This is a genomic window from Flavobacterium sinopsychrotolerans, assembly GCF_900110375.1.
Taxonomy (GTDB): domain Bacteria; phylum Bacteroidota; class Bacteroidia; order Flavobacteriales; family Flavobacteriaceae; genus Flavobacterium; species Flavobacterium sinopsychrotolerans.
Genome location: NZ_FODN01000008.1, coordinates 46,293 through 66,538 on the forward strand (window position 1 = coordinate 46,293; position 20,246 = coordinate 66,538).

Here is a 20,246-nt window from a genome sequence, read left to right on the forward strand (position 1 = left end):
TGGTAATTTGAATTAGACCTAAATAAATATTTTTAAATTCAGAATTTTATCTAGCTCATCTAATTTGTAGATTCTCTTTCTATCAAATGAGTTTCTATTACTTCGGTTTTATAGTTTTCGTCCTCATCCTCATCTTCAGATTCAAGTCTGTCTATTAACATTTTAGCTGCTTTATTTCCCATTTTTATTCCGCTTTGGCTTACGGTGGTAATGGTTGGAGTAGAATATTTTGAAATAATTCCATCCGTAAAAGCAATGACTGCTAGGTCTTTAGGAACATTTAATCCTATTTTGTTAGCTGTTTTAATTATCGTCACTGCAAAAAGTTCGTTCACTGCAAAAACGGCATCAATAGCTTTGTCTTCGAGAAGTTTTCCAATGGTGATTTCACAAGTGTCCACATCTTCAATTTTTATAATCAGGTTTTCATCAAATGGTATTTCATTGTCAAGTAATGCTTTTACGTAGCCGTCAGTTCGAAGTTTTCCGACACTTACGTAATCTACTGTAGTTACCAAGGCAATTTTTTTCCGACCTTTATCAATCAAACTTTGAACTGCTTCGTAAGCTGCTAACTTATCGTCTATAATTACTTTGTCACAAAGGACTTCATTAGTGACTCTGTCAAACATTACTACGGGCATTCCCTGATCGATAACCTCTGTGATGTGATGAAAATCTGCTTTGAACTGCGTTTCTTTTGAAAGTGACATAATGAAGCCGTCAATACTGCCATTAGCTAACATTTCCATATTAAGTACCTCTTTGTCAAAGGAATCGTCAGACAGGCAAATGATAACGCTATACCCGTTTTCATTGGCTACGTGCTCTATACCATTGATTACAGTTGAAAAAAAATGGTGTACAATTTCAGGAATGATAATCCCAATCGTTTTGGTTTTTCTATTTTTTAAACTAAGGGCAATATTGTTAGGTTTGTAATTGTAGAATTTAGCAAAAGCCTGTACCTTGAGTCTAGTTTCTTCACCGATTTCTAAGCTGTTTCTTAAAGATTTTGAAACGGTAGAAATTGAAACGTCAAGTTCTTTAGCAATTTGTTTAAGTGTTATTTTCCTTTTCATGGTGAAGATGTGGTAAAAATTTATTTCTTACTAAAGGTAAAATTTAATTTTACAAATGGTAATTAAAGTGGTAAAAATTTATATAAATCAGAAAGTTTTCAACACTATTACGTTTTCGTAACTCAAATAAAAAGTGCTGTTGTCGAGCGTAACAAAATTTACATAAATTTAACATTCGAAGTAATAGTTAAGCATGAAAAATAAACCAAAAATTAAATTAATTTAAACAAAAAGTATGAAAACAATTTATAAAAAGTTGTTGATTTTATTACTGCTGCTCCCTTTTAGTATTCTGGCTCAGAATACAGTTAGTGGGATTGTTCTTGATAAAGTGTCAGGACAGCCTATTCCGGGAGTAAATGTAAATGTGCAAGGTGCCGCAAATGGTGTTTCTACTGATTTTGATGGTAAATACCAGTTGACTAAAATTAAGAAAGGCGATAAAATCGTATTCTCTTACATTGGATACAAAAATACTGTTGTAGACTATGTTACTCAGAATTCATTAAATGTCTCTTTAGAAGAAGATGCCAATCAATTACAAGAAGTTGTAGTTCAGGTTGGATACGGTACTGTTAAGAAAAAAGATGCGACCGGTGCGGTTACAGTTTTAGCGGCTAAAGATTTTAATAAAGGACAAAATGTTACTGCTGAAAGTTTGATTACAGGGCGTGTTGCGGGAGTAAGTATTACCGGAGGTGGATCCCCTGGTGCAAAAGCTAACATTAGAATTAGAGGTGGGTCATCTTTGAATGCTTCCAATGAACCTTTGATTGTTTTAGACGGATTGCCATTGAGTAATGCTGTTCCAAATGGTTCTACAAGTATATTATCTACAATAGATCCTAATGACATTGAAACTTTTACTGTTTTAAAAGATGCTTCTGCAGCTGCAATTTATGGATCAAGAGCAGCAAATGGGGTAATTGTAATTACAACTAAAAAAGGTTCTAAAGATGGATTGAAAGTTTCATTTAATTCGCAAACCGGTTTAAGTACAGTAGCAAATACAGTAGATGTTTTAAGTGCGGATGAGTTTCGTACTTTGGTTAATGCCAATGGGTCTGCTGCACAAAAAGCAAAATTAGGTACTGCTAATACGGATTGGCAAGATGAAATATTTAGCAATGTTTTTACTTCGGACAATAATATTGCTGTAAGCGGCTCTCTGTTTAAGAAACTTCCAGCAAGAATTTCTGTAGGGAACACCAATACGCCCGGTATTTTGAAAAATACTAGTTTTGAAAGAACTACTACATCATTATCTTTAAATCCAACTTTTCTTGATAATCATTTGAAGATTGACATTAATGGAAATTTATCATTTGGTAAAAATCAATTTCAAGATGAAGGAAGAGTTATTGGAAGCGCAATAGGGTTTGATCCTACGCAATCTGTTTATCAAGATGGTTCTCGTTATGGAGGGTATTTTGAATGGTTAGAAGCTAATGGGGACGTGAATTTATTGGCAGCAAAAAATCCAGTAGCTTTATTGAATCAAAATAACAGAAGGTCTACATCTACAAGAAAATGGGGTAATATTAGAGTTGATTATAAATTTCATTTTTTAGAAGAATTAAGAGCAGTTGCTGAATTAGGAATTGATAAATTTGACAGCAATGGTTTTGAGGAAACCAGTACTAATAGTATTACTGGATTTCAATTAAATACTTTTTCTTCAGGGCAATGGACTAATGCAGGTGATTATAAAAAATATACTGATACACGTCAAAACAAAAATTTAAATGCTTATTTAAATTATGTTAAGGAATTTGGGAAATTCAAAGTAGATTTAACGGGAGGTTATAACTATCAGATGTTCGAAAGAGAAGGATATGTAAGTGGAGACTTAAGACGTCCAAATCCAGCTCAAGATGTTGCTACAGATCCAGATATAAATTTACAATCTTATTTTGGCCGCGCTAATTTAGGGTATGATAGTAGGTATTTGATTACTCTAAATTACAGAAGAGATGGAACTTCTCGTTTCTCAGAAGAGAACAGATGGGGTAATTTTGCTGGAGCTGCTTTTGCTTGGAATATAGCTGAAGAGTCTTTTTTGAAAGATAACGAAACAGTATCTGGTTTGAAATTAAGGGTAGGATACGGTACAACTGGACAACAAGATATTTCTGCATCTTATGACTACTTGAGAAGAGTTACTTTGGGTACGGTTAATTCAAATTACATATTTGGAAGTACAGCATACCAGGTAGCAAAAACGGAAGGATATAATAAGGATATTAAATGGGAAGAAACCAGTGAGATTAATATTGGTTTAGATTATGGTTTATTCAATGACAGAATCAATGGGTCAGTGAATTATTTTCAGAAAGAGGCAAATGATCTTTTAGCTGATATCGCTTATCCTGATGGTGCAAACTTAAGAAATTCGGGTTTTTCAAATATCGGAAGTGTTACAACTAAAGGTATTGAATTCAATATTAATGCAGATGTTGTTAAAAATGAAAACTTGAACTGGAATCTTGCTTTTAACACGGCTTACATACACCAAGAAATTACGGATTTAGGACTTACAGTTCCAGGATTTCAAGGCTATGAAACGGGCGACAATATTGCAGGAGGGAGTAATAATAAAGTGAAAATTAATTCAGTTGGATTTAATCCGGGTGCATTTTATGTTTTTGAGCAATTATATGATACAAACAAGAGACCTATCCAAGGTGCTTATGTAGATAGAAACGCAGATGGTAAAATCGATAATAGCGACAGATACCGTTTTCATAAACCAAATGCCGATTATACTTTTGGATTGTTTAGTACTTTGAATTATAAAAAATTCGATTTTACAATGAGTTGGAGAGCAAGTCTAGGAAATTTCATCTTCGATAACATTAATTCTGATAAAGGATATTTACAAGCTGCATTGAGAAGAGATTCTGATTTAGCAAATATTACACCTGATTATTATGCAACAGGCTTCACTTTTGAAGACAATGGTACACAACGTTATTTATCTGATTATTTTGTAAAAGATGCTTCTTTTATAAAATTAGATAACGTAACTGTTGGGTACAGTATGGATAAATCATTACTTAAAGATGTGTCATTACGATTTTCATTAGGGGTTCAAAATGCTTTAGTGTTTAGTAAATATGACGGATTAGATCCAGAAAATTTCTCAGGTGTTGACGGTTCTGTCTATCCACGCGCTAGAACTTTTGTATTTGGCGTAAATGCTAATTTCTAATTATATATTTTTTATATAAATAAAATTTAAAAACGAATAAAATGAAAATATCATTTAAAAAAATAAGTTATTTACTTCTAATGATTTTAGGAATGAATATCGCTTTTACTTCATGTAGCGATGACCTTAACGTAACTCCAAAAGATGATGATGAATTTCTATCAGAAGTTTTCTTTAAAGATCCTAGTTCATACAAAAAAGTATTAGCAAAATTGTATGCTGGTTTATATGTAGGAGGAAATGATGGAGATTCTAGCGGAGATATCTCTGGAATTGGAGGCGATTTTAGCAGTTACTTAAGATTGCTTTTTGTGATGCAAGAGTTCACAACTGATGAAGCAATTATTGCTTGGGCTGATGGTTCACTGCCTACTATGAACACTCAAACATGGACTCCGAATAATGAGTTTTTATATGGAGTATATTCCAGATCCTTTTATCAGATCAGTCTTGCGAATGAGTTTTTAAGACAGACAAGCGATGATAAATTAGAGGCTAGAGGAGTTGATGCTGCTCTGAAAGCAGAAATCGCCACTTTTAGAGCAGAAGCTCGTTTTTTAAGAGCTTTTGACTATGTTCAATTAATGGATTTATTTGGAAATGTGCCTATTACAACCGAGGCTGATCCAGTAGGATTTTATAATCCAGTTCAAAAATCAAGAGCAGAAGTATTCGCTTTCGTTGAAAACGAATTGAAAGATTTAGATAATAGTTTAAAAGCATCTAAAGCTAATGAATACGGAAGAATTGATAAAACAGCCGCTAAGTTTTTATTAGCTAAGATTTACTTGAACGCAAAAGTGTATACTGGTACAGCAAAAAACACAGAATGTATTACTGCTTGTAATGATGTCATAAATTCAGCATACTCTTTTGCAAATGTCCCTTACAGATATTTATTTTCTGCGGATAACAATACTAACGGTTCTCAAAATGAAATCATTTTTCCTGTAGTAAGTGATGGTAATTTAATCAGAGCAACAGGTGCAGGAATGAGTTTTATTATGCACGCTTCTATTGGAGGATCTATGGTTGCAGGTGACAGAGGTATGGATGGCGGATGGCAAGGAATTAGAACAAGAAAAGAATTTGTTCAATCCTTCCCGGATGAAACAGGAACTGCTGATAAAAGAGGTACTTTTTATACTAACGGTCAAACATTAGATATTGATGCAGTAGGTACCTTTACAAATGGCTATGCTGTTACAAAATATATCAACAAAAAAGCAGATGGTAGCCCTGCTCAAAGAAACGATATTCCTGATATTGATTTCCCAATGTTTAGAATGTCAGATGTTTATTTAATGTATGCAGAAGCTACATTAAGAGGTGGTGCAGGTGGACTTATTCCAACAGCGGTTACTTATATTAACCAGTTAAGAACAAGAGCTGGTGCAACTGCAGTTACAGCTACAGACTTAACCCTTGATTTTATTCTAGCGGAAAGAGGTAGAGAATTGTTTTGGGAATGTCACAGAAGAACAGATTTAATTCGATTTGACAAATTTACAGGTTCAAGTAAAATATGGCAATGGAAAGGTGGCGTTAAAAACGGTACTTCTACAGCATCTTACCGTAATCTTATGCCAATTCCTGCAACGGCAATTCAAGCTAACCCAACTTTAATTCAAAACCCTGGATACTAACTAATTTTAAAACATAATAAAATGAAAAACATAAATAAAATTTTAATCGCATTTATTGGCGTATTAGCCGTGTCATGCTCTGGTGATGATGTTGAAAATAGACCAGTAATTACTGAAGCAACAGCTCCTGTATTGCTTACTCCTCAAGGAGATTTTAATATAGTACTCCAAAATACTAATGCTGGAAATTTAGCAACAACTTTTGTTTGGGATGATGCACAATACGAAGGAAGCAGTACTGTGGTAAACTACACAATCGAAATGGCAAAAGCCGGTACTGATTTTGCAACACCTTCTGTTGCTGGAACAACAACCGATAAATTTAAAAGCTTTACCGTTGGGGAACTGAACTCAGCTGCTTTAAATGCTGGATTTGCACCTTTTGTTGAAGCTCAAATCGATGTGCGTATCAAATCTACTGTAGGTGGAGTGGGTTCGATTCCTCAAGTGTCTAATTCTTTTACTATCAAAGTAACGCCTTATCCAGCTTGGCCAAACTGGGGTATGATTGGTAGTGCAACAGCAGCAACAACTGGTGGTGATGGTTGGGCTTCAGATGTAAATTTAGATTATTCATTGACTACTAAAAAATATTCAATCACAATTGATTTAGCAGTTGGAGAAATTAAATTTAGATTAGATGACGCATGGGCAACAAACTTTGGAGATGATGGAAATAATTTAACATTAGAGTCAGGTGGATCTAATATTCCGATTCAAATAGCAGGGAATTATACTATTGTAGCCGATTTTACTGCGAAAACGTATACCATTGTTAAGAATTAGTAATTTTTAATTAATGTAAAAGGGCTATCTCATGGATAGCCCTTTTTTTATAAAAGCAAAAAACTATGAAAAAAATTATACTTTTAGTATCGCTTTTCTTTTCAATTATCGCGATTGGGCAACAACAGTCGGTAGTTTATTCTGTTAGTCCAGCTACTTTTGAGGAGACAACTGCTATTACCATTAGCATCAATGGCGCCTCAGTAAATGAAGGTGTCTGGGGAGTTAACGGAAACGCATTATATATCTGGACCTGGTCTTTTGATATCAATGACGCGAACAGTATTGATTGCCCTACGAATGGGATATGGAACGCATCTAACGAGGCGAATCGTTTTACCTATAATTCGGCTACAGATACCTATACCAAGACATTTACACCAAATGTTTTCTATAACAGAAATGGTATTGGTAAAATAGGTTTTCTTGTTAAGGCAAAGGATGGAACCGGAGACAAAAAATCGCAAGATAATTTTGTTGAAGTGGGTGCGTACCAAGTGACTCTAAATACACCCGCAGAAAATGGTTCTACAATTATTGCATCTGGTGGGAGTTTGAACATTGCAGCTACTAATACAGGCGGAAATGCCAGTTATGTTTTAAAGGCAAATGGGACAACTATAAACACAAATACAGCTACTTCTAGCTATGCTTTTAATCATACAAATATCACAGGGAATCAAAACTACGAATTGAAGGTTACTCAAGGGACAACTGTAATTACTAAAAAGTTTAGCGCTATAGTGAATCCAAATGTTGTTAGTGAGTCCATGCCTGCTGGCTTATTAGACGGAATTAATTACAATGTTGTAGATGTTTCAAAAGCAACTTTAGTGCTGGATGCGCCGTTCAAAGATTTTATTTACGTAGCGGGAAGTTTCAACAATTGGCAACCAACAAGTTCTTTTGCCATGAAAAAAGATCCTGCTTCGGGCAAGTTTTGGTTAGAATTAACCGGATTAGTTTCAGGAACAAATTATACGTACCAGTATTGGGTAGTTGATGCAACACCTATTGCTGGAACACCTTCTTTAGTGAAGACTGCTGATCCGTATTCGACGTTAGTATTATCTCCTAATGACGATCCTTTTATTCCTGCTTCCAGTTATCCAAATCTTCCGGCGTACCCTGCAGGTCAGGAACGTGAGGTGACGGTATTACAAACAGGAAAAACGCCTTACGTTTGGAGCAGTGCCACAACAAATTTTGTTAAACCAGAAAAAGAAAATTTAGTGGTTTATGAATTGTTGGTTCGTGATTTTGATGCCAATAGAACCTATCAAGACTTGATTAATAAAATTGATTATTTCAAAAATTTGAAAATAAATGCGATTGAGTTGATGCCTGTAATGGAATACGAAGGAAATGAAAGTTGGGGATACAATACCTCTTTTCACATGGCTTTGGATAAATTCTACGGAACTTCGGATAAGTTAAAAGAGTTTATTGATTTGTGTCATCAAAACGGAATTGCCGTTATTCTTGATGTGGCATTGAATCACGCTTTTGGTAGAAACCCAATGCTTCGTATGTGGATGAATGATCCTGATGGTGATGGTTGGGGTTCTCCTTCAACAGAAAATCCTTATTTTAATACAACGGCAATGCACAGTTATAGTGTAGGAGAAGATTTTAATCATCAACAGCCAAGAACTCAAAACTATGTGCAACGCGTCATTAAACAATGGATTGAAGAATATAAAATTGACGGGTTCCGCTGGGATTTAACCAAAGGTTTTACTCAAAATTGCCCCTCTGATGTTGCTGGAGGTCAAGATCCATGTACCAATGTTAAACAACAAGATAGAGTAGAAGTATTGCAAAAATATGCCAGTTATTCTTGGAGTTTAGACCCAACACATTATACTATTTTTGAACACTTAGGGAATGATGATGAAGAGCAGCTTTGGGCGAATTACAAGATTAATGAAACGCCAAGTAAAGGAATTATGATGTGGGGAATAATGACCAGCCAATACAATGAATTGTCTATGGGGTATTCTGGAAATATTTCTCGTATGAATAGTTCGAGCAGAGGCTTTACCTCAAATAGATTGATGGGTTATGCCGAAAGTCATGATGAGGAACGACTAATGTATAAAAATTTACAATTCGGGAATAGTACCAATGCTGCCCATAATGTAAAAACATTAAATGTAGCATTGTCTAGAATGTCAGCAATTGGAGCGGTTTCTTTATTGGTTCCTGGACCAAAGATGATTTGGCATTTTGGGGAATTGGGTTGGGAAAATTCTATTTTTGCTTGTAACAATGGAACGGTAAATACTTCGTCAGATGCTACATCTGGGGATTGTAAATTAGATACTAAACAACAGCCGCAATGGGTAAATAATTGGCTTGGAGATGCCAATAGGAGTAAAATTTATAATGATTGGGCCAAAATGATAACGATGAAAACTGTAGAGCCTGTTTTTTCAGGAACTGCAACCATGTCGAATACCAGTTCGTTGTATCCAAATATCAGAATTACTAATAGTGCTTTGGCGTCAAGCCAACTTAAGGATGTTTTGATCTTGGCTAATTTTAATGTAACCACACAAAATGTGGCCACTGGATTTCCTTATACTGGACAGTGGTACAATTTGATGGATAATACAACAATCACAGTGACTAATGTAAATGATCCTATAACAATTCCGGCTGGTGAATACCGAATCTATGGAAACAAAACGGCTTTTTTGGCTATAGCCGATTATGAAAAATCATCAACGATTGTGTTGTATCCAAACCCAGCTTCTGATTATTTTACATTGAATGAAACAACTTCTAAAGTGCAGATTTTTTCTATAACAGGACAATTGGTAAAAAGTTTTGATGCTAATAAAACGGCAGGATCTCAATTTTCGGTTAGTGATTTGAATCAAGGACTTTACATCGTAAAAGCATTTGATGAAAATAATGAAATGAAGGTATTGAAACTGTTGAAAAATTAAGAATACGTTGAATTAGTGTAAAACGGCTGTCCCTAAAAAGACAGCCGTTTTTGTATAAAAAAACTGCTCCAGAAATGAAGCAGTTTTTCAACAACAAATTAAAACTAAAAATTAAATTTTACCGTCTTTGATTTCATCCACAATTTCAGGATTCAACAACGTTGAGGTATCGCCAAAATTAGAATAATCACCTTCGGCAATCTTACGCAGAATCCTACGCATGATTTTTCCGGAACGGGTTTTTGGTAAACCGGAAACAAACTGGATTTTATCTAATTTTGCAATGGGTCCAATATGATCGGATATGTGTTGGTTAATCTCTTTGCTAAGGTTTTCTCTGTCGCGGTATTCTCCGGTTTCTTTTAGGATTACAAAACCATACAAAGCATTTCCTTTGATATCATGAGGGAATCCAACAATAGCACTTTCTGCAACCGCAGGATGCTCATTGATGGCATCTTCTATCGGTGCCGTTCCCAGATTGTGTCCGGAAACAATAACTACATCGTCTACACGGCCCGTGATTCTGTAATATCCAACTTCGTCACGCAAAGCACCGTCGCCAGTGAAATATTTACCTGGAAAGGTTGAAAAATAGGTTTCCTTGTATCTTTGATGATCGCCCCAAATCGTTCTGGCAATTCCCGGCCAAGGGAATTTAATACATAAACTTCCTGTAACCTGATTGCCTTCGATTTCGTTGCGTTTTTCATCCATCAAAACAGGTTGGATTCCCGGTAACGGTAACGAAGCATAAGTAGGTTTTGTTGGCGTTACAAACGCAATTGGCGAAATCATAATTCCTCCTGTTTCCGTTTGCCACCAAGTATCTACCACAGGACATTTTTTATCGCCTACGTGGTTGTTGTACCAGTGCCAAGCTTCCTCGTTGATTGGTTCTCCCACGGATCCAATTACTTTCAAAGAAGTCAATTGATACCTTTGCACGTATTCGATGCTTTCTTTTGCCAAGGCTCTAATAGCTGTCGGTGCAGTGTAAAACTGGGTAACTTTGTGCTTTTCGATAGTTTGCCAAAAGCGACTGAAATCAGGATAAGACGGAACGCCTTCGAAAATTACCGTCGTAGCTCCGTTCAATAACGGCCCGTAAAGAATATAAGAATGTCCGGTAATCCAACCAATATCAGCAGTACACCAGAAAATATCATTGTCTTCATAATTAAAAACGTTCTTAAACGTATAGGCGGAATACACCATATAACCCGCTGTGGTGTGTACCATTCCTTTTGGTTTTCCTGTTGAACCGGAAGTATAAAGGATGAACAAAGGATCTTCGGCATCCATGATTTCGGCCACATTATTATCCGAAGCTTGGTCTAGAAGAGGCTGCAACCATTGGTCACGACCTTCTTTCATCTTGATAGTAGAGTTGATTCTTTTAGCAACCAAAACGTTCTCTACACAAGGACAATTTAATAAGGCTTCATCAACGATACTTTTTAAATCGATGGTTTTGTTCCCACGATATCCACCATCGGAAGTGATTACCATTTTACATTCGCTGTCATTGATTCTTGCTGCAACTGCCGAGGCAGAAAATCCTGCAAAAACAACCGAGTGAATGGCTCCAATTCTGGCGCAGGCCAAAGTAGTAATCGCTAATTCAGGAATCATTGGTAAGTAAATACAAACGCGATCTCCTTTTTGTATGCCTTGTTCTTTTAAGACATTCGCCATTTTGCAAACACGTTCGTACAATTCATTATACGAAATATGCAATGCCTCTTCATTTGGATCATTTGGTTCAAAAATGATGGCTGTTTTATCTCCTTTTTTGGCAAGATGCCTGTCGATACAGTTTTTTACAATATTTACTTTCGCATTGGTAAACCATTTTATATCGGCTTCAGCCATATTAAAGTCTACAACTTTATCCCATTCTTGGTACCAAGTAAAATTTTCAGACGCCACTTTGTCCCAGAATTTTTTGGGTTCACGAACTGATTTTTTGTAATGTTTAAAGTACTCTTCTAAATTATTAATTTTATAGTAACTCATGATTTTGGTAAATTTTAAATATTATAAACGCCTATTTTATACTTTTTTAATGTGGTAATGATTTCCTCCACAATGGATTCGTCATCAATGGTGGACGGTATCTGGAATTCCTCGCCATCTGTAATGCTGCGCATTAGTTTTCGGAGGATTTTCCCCGAGCGCGTTTTTGGTAATCGCTGTACAATCACTACATTTCTCAACGAAGCAACTGCGCCAATTTGCTGGCGGACCAGTTTAATGATTTCTTGTTCCAATTGATAATGTTCGATTTCATCTCCTGATTTGGTTACCACCAATGCCAAAGGAATTTGCCCTTTCAACTCATCTTGAATTCCAATAACTGCACATTCAGCCACCGAATGATGGGAAGCAACAACTTCTTCCATTTCTGCTGTTGACAATCGATGTCCAGCTACATTTATCACATCATCGGTTCTTCCGGTGATGAAAATATATCCGTCTTCATCTTTATAACCACCGTCGCCAGATAAATAATAACCGTCAAATTTGCTGAAATAACCAGCTTTGAAACGTGCTTCGTTTTCCCAAATACCCAACATATTTCCAGGAGGTAAAGGTAGTTTTACAACAACCAAGCCTTCTTCATTGGCGCTTAATTCGTCGCCGTTTTCATTAAAAATTCGAATATCATATCCGCAAACTGCTTTTGTGGCTGAACCGGATTTCACCGGCATTTTTTCAATACCAAGAGAATTGGCAATCATTGGCCAGCCTGATTCTGTTTGCCACCAATGATCAATTACGGGAATAGGAATGTGTTGTTGGTACCATTCCAGTGTGGCATTATCACAACGTTCTCCCGCCAAAAATTGATTTTTAAGAGCGCTTAAATCGTATTGTTTGATGAATTCTCCGTCAGGATCTTCTTTTTTGATAGCTCTAATGGCGGTTGGAGCGGTAAACATGGTGCCTACTTTATGTTCTGAAATTATTCTCCAAAACGTACTCGCATCCGGAGTTTTTATCGGTTTTCCTTCAAAAATTATGGTGGTATTTCGGTTTAATAATGGTCCGTACAGAATGTAGCTGTGCCCAACTGCCCAACCCATATCCGATGCCGCCCAAAAAGTCTCATCTTCCTTTACATTGTAAATGTATTTCATCGAAAATTTCAATGCTACTGCATATCCACCAGTATCTCTTACAATTCCTTTTGGTTTTCCTGTTGTTCCGGAGGTGTATAAAATATACAGCGGATGATTCGAATTTACAGGAACACAAGGCGTTTCTTCGGAGCCGTAAACCAATGCATCGTAATCTACATCATATTTCTTAAACGGAATTCGGGCACCTAATTTTCTATTGAAAACGATTACTTTTTTTGGTCGGTGACTCGCTAATGCAATAGCTTCATCTACCAAAGGTTTGTACGCAATTAGACGGTCGACTTCAATTCCGGATGAAGCAGTAATAATCGCTCTGGGTTTGCAATCGTCAATTCTGATGGCCAATTCATGTGGCGCAAAACCTCCAAAAACAACCGAATGAATCACGCCAATTCTTGCGCAAGCCAACATCGCAAAAGCGGTTTGAGGAATCATGGGCATATAAATTATGGCCGTGTCGCCTTTCTTTAATCCCAATGATTGCATGCCTCCCGCGAGTTTTGCGACTTCGGTTTTTACTTCCGAAAAAGTATATTTTTTTACGGTTTGTGTCACCGGAGAATCATAAATAAAAGCGACCTGATCTCCACAACCATCCTGAATGTGCTTGTCTAACGCCAAATAACAAATGTTCAATTCTCCATCTTTGTACCAAAGCGGATATCCATTTTCGTCTTTCGATAAAATTGTCTCCGGTTTGTTGTACCACTCAATTGCATCAGCTTGTTCTGCCCAGAATTTTTCTGGATGCGCAATGCTGTTCTCATAAATTTCCTTGTATTCCATTGTGTTGAATTTGTTTCTTATTGAATTAATTCATGAACTTGATCTATTAATTTTTTAACTGAAAAGGGCTTCACAACATATAAATTAGCGCCTAATGAAAGTCCTTTTTCAATATCTTTTTCCTTGTTTTTTGCCGAAAGGAAAATGACCTTGCAATGCCGCAGTCGTTCGTCTTTTTTTATTTGTTCTAATGTGGCAAAACCGTCCACCATGGGCATCATGACATCCAGAATTATGACATCCGGAAGTTGTTTTTGTAAAATATCCAGTGCTTCCTGGCCGTCACGTGCTATGAAAACTTCAAAATTGTTCTTTTTGAAAGTATATTCCAGTGACATTACAATGTTTGGTTCGTCATCTACAATTAAAATCTTTTTCATTTTTTAACTATTTTCTGCTGTATTATAATTGGGTAATGTGAAGATGAGAGTGGCTCCTTCAGCTACATTATCTTCAGCCCAAATTTTACCTTTATGATGTTCAATAATTTGTTTACAAATGGCTAAACCCAGTCCACTTCCTATGGGTTTTTTTACGTTTTGGTTTCGAGATTGATAGAATTTATCAAAAATGGCTTCAAAATCTTCTTTTTTAATTCCCTTGCCGTTGTTGTGTATTTTGACTTCGATATTGTCTTTATTTTCATCAATGGAAATCACTATTTTTCCGTCTGTTTCCGAACAGAATTTTATAGCATTTGAAACTAAATTATGAATGACCTGAACGATTCTTTCTTCGTCATAAAAAGCTTTTATTTCTTTGGAGGCATCCTCAAATTCAATGCTGATATTTTTGTTTTTTATTAATTGTTGGAGAGAACCCAATGTGTTTTTAATCGTTCTTGTGATGTTATTTTTAGACAAATAAATCTTTTGTTTTCCAGTTTCAAATTTTTCTAAATCCAGAATTTTATCAATCAAGCGGTTCAATCGGTCCGACTCGGAAATTATGTTTTGCAAAAACTGCTTTCTCAACTCTTCGGGAATGTCGTCATCATCGTGAAGGATTTCGCTTGCGGCACGAATTGCGGTTATTGGCGTTCTCAATTCATGGGTAACCGTGTCTAGAAATTCATCTTTTTGAATGTCTTTATTGACTAATTCCTGATTCGCATTTTTGAGTTGTTCTGATATTTTTTTTAATTCATTCGAAGTATCTGTCAACTTTTTATTGATAATGATGTTTTCTTTGGATTCCTCCAAAATTCGCAATACTTCGGGCAAACTGATTTTGTCTTCTTTGACCACACTCGATATTAATATTTTGGCGGAAGCCGTACCAATATGTCCCGTCAATAAATTCTCGGCAAATTTTATAAATCGGGCATCTGCTGTGGTAATGTCTTTGTCAATGTTGTATTTTAAATTAAAAATAGTCAGTGCGCGTTTTGTTCGGTCTTCGCCAAGAAAGCGTTGCAACACTTTTTGAATATCAGAAATATACGCAGTTCCTTTCCATACAAAAGCGTTTTCGTGATTGGTGATGTATTTGTCAATATCCACAAACATTTCGGCATAATTGCGTTCTCTGTAATTGCCTTTGAAACTCACTGAAACCGCAGCATAACTCAGAATGTTTATTAATAAGCTCCAAAAAACAGCATGTGGAATAGGGTCTAAATAATCCAAACCAAAAAGTTGAAAAGGCTTTAGCAATTCAATTCCCCAAGGCCCTTCCTGAATAAACAGGCTGGTTGATTTTGTGATTCCAATAGCGTACGGAATTAGCAGCGTATAAAAACAGGTTAAAAACCCAAGAATAATTCCGGTAACCGCACCATATTTAGAACCTCTTCTCCAGAATAATGCACCAAAAAAGGAAGGAGCCAGTTGTGCTATAACGACAAAGGAAACCAACCCGATGGAAACCAAAGAATAGTCCAAAATGAATATTCTATAGATGGCATACGCCAAAATGATAAGCGAAAAAATTCCTATTTTTCGGCTGTTTACAATCCGTTTACTGTTCTTTTTCTGTGAAGAATTTTCTAGTGAACCAATGAAGCCATACGGAATCAGTAAGTTGTTACTCAGCATCGTGGCGAGCGCAATTGAAGATACGATAATCATCGAAATGGCTGCTGAAAATCCGCCCAAAAAAACCATTACTGTCAATACATTATTGTCAAAAAATTGTGGAATCAATAGAGAATACGTATCTGAATTATGCCCTTTTCCTTCAAAAAGAATATTGCCGCCCCAAGCAATTGGAAAAACAAAAAGGTTGAAAAGTAGCAGGTACAACGGAAAAAGCCAAATCGCTGTTCGGATGTGGGTTTCTTTATTGTTCTCGACAATCGCAGTGTGGAATTGTCTTGGCAAAAGGAAAATAGCAAACATCGATAAAATACAAAGAAAGAACCAGTTGATTCCGTTTGTGATGCCGCCAATTGTATTTTTTTTGTCGAAATCTTTAAGGACAGCCGCTTTTTGATAAATATCATCAAAACCGTCAAAAACAAAATAGGTGACATAAATACCCACGATCAAAAAGAAAACTAACTTCAGGATAGATTCCATGGCCACTGCGGTTACTATTCCGCGTCTTTTCTCGGAAGCATCTACATATTTTGTTCCGTAATAGGAAGCAAATAATGCCAGAGCCATACAAACATAGGTTGTGGTGTCAGTGAAAATATTAGAACTTGCCTGCGTTTTGGTGACAATATGAAAAGTGTCTGAAATTGATTTTAGCTGTAAAGAAATGTAAGGTAAGATACCAAAAATACAAATGATAGTTACCACTGCTCCCAGAAATCTACTGTTTCCGTATCGTAAAGAAATAAAATCTGCAATACTGGAAATTTTATTTACTCTCGAAATTCGGATAATTTTCTTGAGAATAATCATCCACGTTGGGATAATTAATATAGGGCCTAAATAAATGGGTAAATAACTCAAACCGGATTCTGCAGCAACACCAATACTTCCGTAATAGGTCCAGGCGGTACAATATACGGCTAATGAAAAGGAATAGATGTAGGGATTATTTGTCCATTTAGAATGGCTTCTTTTTTCGGACCAATAGGCAATGTAAAAAAGAATCGACAAATAAAGCACTAATATTAATAAGAGTCCAATGCTATTCATAATATCTTTTTATGATTAGGTACGATATGGCGATTGAAAACAGCCATGCCGAGAAGATATAAATGTAGATAATTGGGAATCCAAAAAGTGGTTGCGAACTGTCAAATAACAGCAAGAGTGGGACGTTCAAAGCTAATAGCATTAGCATTGAAAGAATAACCAACTTTTGTTCATGTCTCTTTTTCATAAGAAGATGCAGTTTGCTTTGCAGCGGAATGTGCTTTTGTTTTTTAAAGATTCTGTATTCGAACCTGTGCTTTTAAAGTAAAAAATAAACAATCTCTGCAAGTTCATGCAGAGACTGTCTATTGGAAATTTAATTATTTTTTTTCGTCATAATCTCCCATTAAGGCATAGTAACCAAAGGTTCCTAATCCTAAAACGATTAATGGCGTAAGTACAAAAAGGATAATAATTCCGAATACTAAATCCTCTTGTTTTCCTGACATAAATTTGGGTAATCCAAAAGTGAAGATGCAAAAATAGGCTGAAGCTACTGCTAATGCGATCCAAACTAATCCTAAAACTCTTTTTATTTGATTCATAGCTGTGTTTTTATACGTGAGCGTTTTTATCTTTATTTTTAATGTAAACCATTCCAACTACAAAACTGACTGCAGCAATAACAATTGGATACCAAAGTCCTTCGAGGTAAAATTCAGGATGGCCTAAGTCTTTTGCATTGGTCACAAAATAGGTTGAAATAGCAGGAAGCAATCCTCCAAAAATACCATTTCCTACGTGGTATGGCAATGACATCGAAGTGTATCTGATTTTTACAGGGAACATTTCAACCAAGAACGCTGCAATTGGTCCATAAACCATCGTTACAAATATCACTTGTACAAATACTAGAAATATCAATGCCCAATTGTCACTAGAGTTAATTTTAATAGTTGTTTTGGTGTCCACTTTTGGTTTACCATCCACAATTATTACTGCTCCGTTTTCTAAATGTACGGTTTTTATTTCTTGAAAAGTAGTTCCATCCACATACTCTTTGTTAGTGGTGTAGATAGAATCCATGGTTTGCTTTTTATTTTCTTTCAATTCAGCAAGTACCGTAGTTTTTTCGACCATTTCGGTTTTGTTTTTCACCGATGTGGTTTCGTACATTTGTTTGTAGATTGGTCTGTATAATAAAATGGCCAATAACATTCCGCCCATCATAATGTATTTTCTACCTACTTTATCACTCAACCAACCAAAAAAGATGAAAAATGGTGTACCAAGAATCAATGAAATTCCTAATAAAGTATCTACCTGAGAAGAATCAATTGACATTACTGTTTTCATGAAACTCATGGCGTAAAATTGTCCAGTATACCAAACAACTCCTTGTCCCATTGTTGCTCCAAATAAAGCCAACAATACAAATTTCAAGTTGTAGCGATTTCCAAAACTCTCTTTCAATGGATTGGTACTTGTTTTTCCTTCGCTTTTCGCTTTAGCAAAAACTGGAGATTCATCCATGTTTTTTCGAATCAAATAGGAAACTCCAACCATAATGATAGAAACCCAGAACGGAACTCTCCATCCCCATTCGTCAAATTGTTCTGGTGTAAGGATGTTTCTCGTGGCTAAAATAACCATCAAAGAGATGAATAAACCCACCGTTGCAGTAGTTTGAATCCAAGAAGTCCAGTATCCTCGTTGTCCAACGGGAGCGTGCTCGGCCACATAGGTTGCGGCGCCACCATATTCACCTCCCAAAGCAAGACCTTGAAGCAAACGAAGAATTAATACTGATAAAGGCGCCATGAATCCGATTGTTTCATAACTCGGGATACATCCAATCAGGAAGGTTGCACCACCCATTAATAACAACGTCACCATGAACGTGTATTTTCTTCCAATTAAATCTCCTAATCTTCCGAAGAAAAGGGCTCCGAAAGGACGCACTACGAATCCGGCTGCAAATGTTGCCAAGGTAGATAAGAAGGCTGCTGTAGGATTATCTGAAGGGAAAAATTTAGTTGAAATTACAACGGCTAAACTGCCAAAGATGTAGAAATCATACCATTCGATCATTGTACCCATTGAGGATGCGGAAATGACTTTCCAAATTCCTTTTGTTGATTTAGTACTCATAAATTATATTTTTTTAAAATTAGTTTATAGATAGATTTGAAGTTGTACAATGAATTCTCCTTTTGATCCTGAGATGTTGGATGGAGTGGTGTAAACGGGTCTTGTTGAATATTGTGCGGTGATTTTTGCGTGTTGTCCATCCAAGAAAAAGTTGGTTCCAAGATCAAATTGGGTACTGGACTTATCTAAAGCGTCAAAACTTTTGTAAGTAAAAGCTCCAAAAGGCTGTACGCGTACTTTAGGTTTGTCTACTTTGCTTGGCAATAAAATTCCCGCTTGTGTGTACCAGATATTTCCTGATCCGATAGTAGCTTGTGCATTTCCAGGTCCCGCCAAAGCTCTGCTTCCTGTAAAGTTTGGGTCAACGGATCCAATATTCATAATGGCTACGTTACGCAAATAATTTGGACCGAAATCATAATCATAGAAAACACTATATCCGGTTACAGCCATTTTGTTTTCTTTTTTTCCAATAGGTAAATCAAGAAAAACATCTGCTGCAAAAAGATTGATGTTGTGTTTGCTGATAGTACTGTTAACCGAAGATTTGGTTGCGTCAGGTGCCGTATAAAAACCAGCGCCAATATTGAATACTTTTTTAGTTCCTAAATAGCTTCCTACTTTGTAAGGCAATAAATTAGCTTCCTGATCTAAAAATTGATATTCGAAATAACCGGCTTTTGACCATTTCGTATTTCCGCTGTTGTCAACTGCTACTGCGTTATCTGCTACAGTTGCGTCAGTAGGAACTAAGTTTGTGGCGTAAGGTTTGTTGTAACTCAAACGGTATTCTAATTTACCATATTTTCCTTTAGCAAATAGACCCATTTGTCTAGCAAACTGATCTGAATTTTCTATTAAAGGCCAGTTGAAGATAGGCGCATCAATGGTTAGGAAATTCAATGTAGAGGCCATTGTTGCTCTGGATAATCCCATGTAATAATGCAATCCTCCACCAAGAGATAAGCTGAATTTTTTGTCTTTTTCAGGTAAAACTAATGCGTATTCATTCCAAGCATCGTGAAAAAATAAACCCGGTTTTTTACCGGCACCGTATCCGCCAGTTCCAGAAGTTCCCGCTGCTCCACCATTTGTAAAGGTTTGGTTATTGATTCCAAAATGCGTTACAATCATGTACCTTTTGGATAATTGAGAGTAGGCCAGAAAACGCAAACGTCTATTTCCAATGTCGGTTCCGGTTGTGGCGGCTTCATTTCCAATCATTGTTCCAGGGTTCATTTGGCTGGAACGAAACCATATTTGGTTCCATGCAATAAATCGCATGTATTTTGAACCATCTTCGTTCAAATTGAATTTCATCCCGCTGCCGTAATCAGTGGAGCCTTGTGAAAAACTTTTTAGTGACAGTAAGAGTACTGCCGCTATAAAAAATATTTTTTTCATAAATAAAATTTTGGTTATTAAATGGTTGGTTAATAAAGTGCCAAATTCTAT

General features: G+C 36.1%; 12 protein-coding genes. 4 read left to right on the forward strand and 8 right to left on the reverse strand.

The genetic code is table 11. The features are described 5' to 3' along the window. Positions 1–59: 59 nt before the first annotated feature. Positions 60–1,082, reverse strand: a complete 1,023-nt coding sequence (locus BMX64_RS13315) for a LacI family DNA-binding transcriptional regulator (RefSeq protein WP_091173007.1) — start codon at positions 1,080–1,082, stop codon at positions 60–62. A 235-nt stretch (positions 1,083–1,317) separates the two neighbouring features. Here BMX64_RS13315 and BMX64_RS13320 point away from each other — a divergent pair, with 235 nt between their 5' ends. The 4 genes from BMX64_RS13320 to BMX64_RS13335 all read left to right on the forward strand — a co-directional run bounded on the left by BMX64_RS13320 (position 1,318) and on the right by BMX64_RS13335 (position 9,679). Then, positions 1,318–4,293 carry a SusC/RagA family TonB-linked outer membrane protein gene (locus tag BMX64_RS13320; protein ID WP_091173010.1) on the forward strand — a complete coding sequence of 992 codons (2,976 nt, stop codon included), beginning with the start codon at positions 1,318–1,320 and terminating at the stop codon, positions 4,291–4,293. Between the two features lie 41 nt (positions 4,294–4,334). Then, on the forward strand, positions 4,335–5,939 hold the full coding sequence (locus BMX64_RS13325; protein ID WP_091173014.1) for a RagB/SusD family nutrient uptake outer membrane protein: 1,605 nt from the start codon (positions 4,335–4,337) through the stop codon (positions 5,937–5,939). 21 nt (positions 5,940–5,960) lie between these two features. Next, positions 5,961–6,725: a SusE domain-containing protein gene (locus tag BMX64_RS13330; protein WP_091173017.1), complete on the forward strand. Its 765-nt coding sequence runs from the start codon at positions 5,961–5,963 to the stop codon at positions 6,723–6,725. A gap of 65 nt (positions 6,726–6,790) precedes the next feature. Continuing rightward, the gene (locus tag BMX64_RS13335; protein ID WP_091173021.1) at positions 6,791–9,679 is read left to right on the forward strand and encodes an alpha-amylase family glycosyl hydrolase; all 2,889 of its coding nucleotides are present in this window, start codon (positions 6,791–6,793) and stop codon (positions 9,677–9,679) included. A gap of 111 nt (positions 9,680–9,790) precedes the next feature. Here BMX64_RS13335 and acs read toward each other — a convergent pair whose 3' ends face one another. The 7 genes from acs to BMX64_RS13375 all read right to left on the reverse strand — a co-directional run bounded on the left by acs (position 9,791) and on the right by BMX64_RS13375 (position 20,195). Beyond that, on the reverse strand, positions 9,791–11,698 hold the full coding sequence (gene acs / locus BMX64_RS13340) for an acetate--CoA ligase (RefSeq protein WP_091173025.1): 1,908 nt from the start codon (positions 11,696–11,698) through the stop codon (positions 9,791–9,793). Positions 11,699–11,712: 14 nt separating this feature from the next. Further along, the gene (locus tag BMX64_RS13345) at positions 11,713–13,611 is read right to left on the reverse strand and encodes an acetate--CoA ligase (protein WP_091173028.1); all 1,899 of its coding nucleotides are present in this window, start codon (positions 13,609–13,611) and stop codon (positions 11,713–11,715) included. A gap of 17 nt (positions 13,612–13,628) precedes the next feature. Continuing rightward, a complete protein-coding gene (locus tag BMX64_RS13350) occupies positions 13,629–13,991 on the reverse strand; it encodes a response regulator transcription factor (protein WP_091173032.1) in 363 nt (120 codons plus the stop codon). Between the two features lie 3 nt (positions 13,992–13,994). Further along, entirely contained in the window at positions 13,995–16,700 is a 2,706-nt protein-coding gene (locus tag BMX64_RS13355; protein ID WP_091173037.1) for a sensor histidine kinase, read from the reverse strand. A 320-nt stretch (positions 16,701–17,020) separates the two neighbouring features. Beyond that, on the reverse strand, positions 17,021–17,245 hold the full coding sequence (locus BMX64_RS13365) for a DUF6814 family protein (protein WP_091173407.1): 225 nt from the start codon (positions 17,243–17,245) through the stop codon (positions 17,021–17,023). Positions 17,246–17,255: 10 nt separating this feature from the next. After that, entirely contained in the window at positions 17,256–18,791 is a 1,536-nt protein-coding gene (locus tag BMX64_RS13370; RefSeq protein WP_091173044.1) for an MFS transporter, read from the reverse strand. A 24-nt stretch (positions 18,792–18,815) separates the two neighbouring features. Then, positions 18,816–20,195 carry a porin gene (locus BMX64_RS13375; protein ID WP_091173047.1) on the reverse strand — a complete coding sequence of 460 codons (1,380 nt, stop codon included), beginning with the start codon at positions 20,193–20,195 and terminating at the stop codon, positions 18,816–18,818. Positions 20,196–20,246 lie beyond the last annotated feature (51 nt).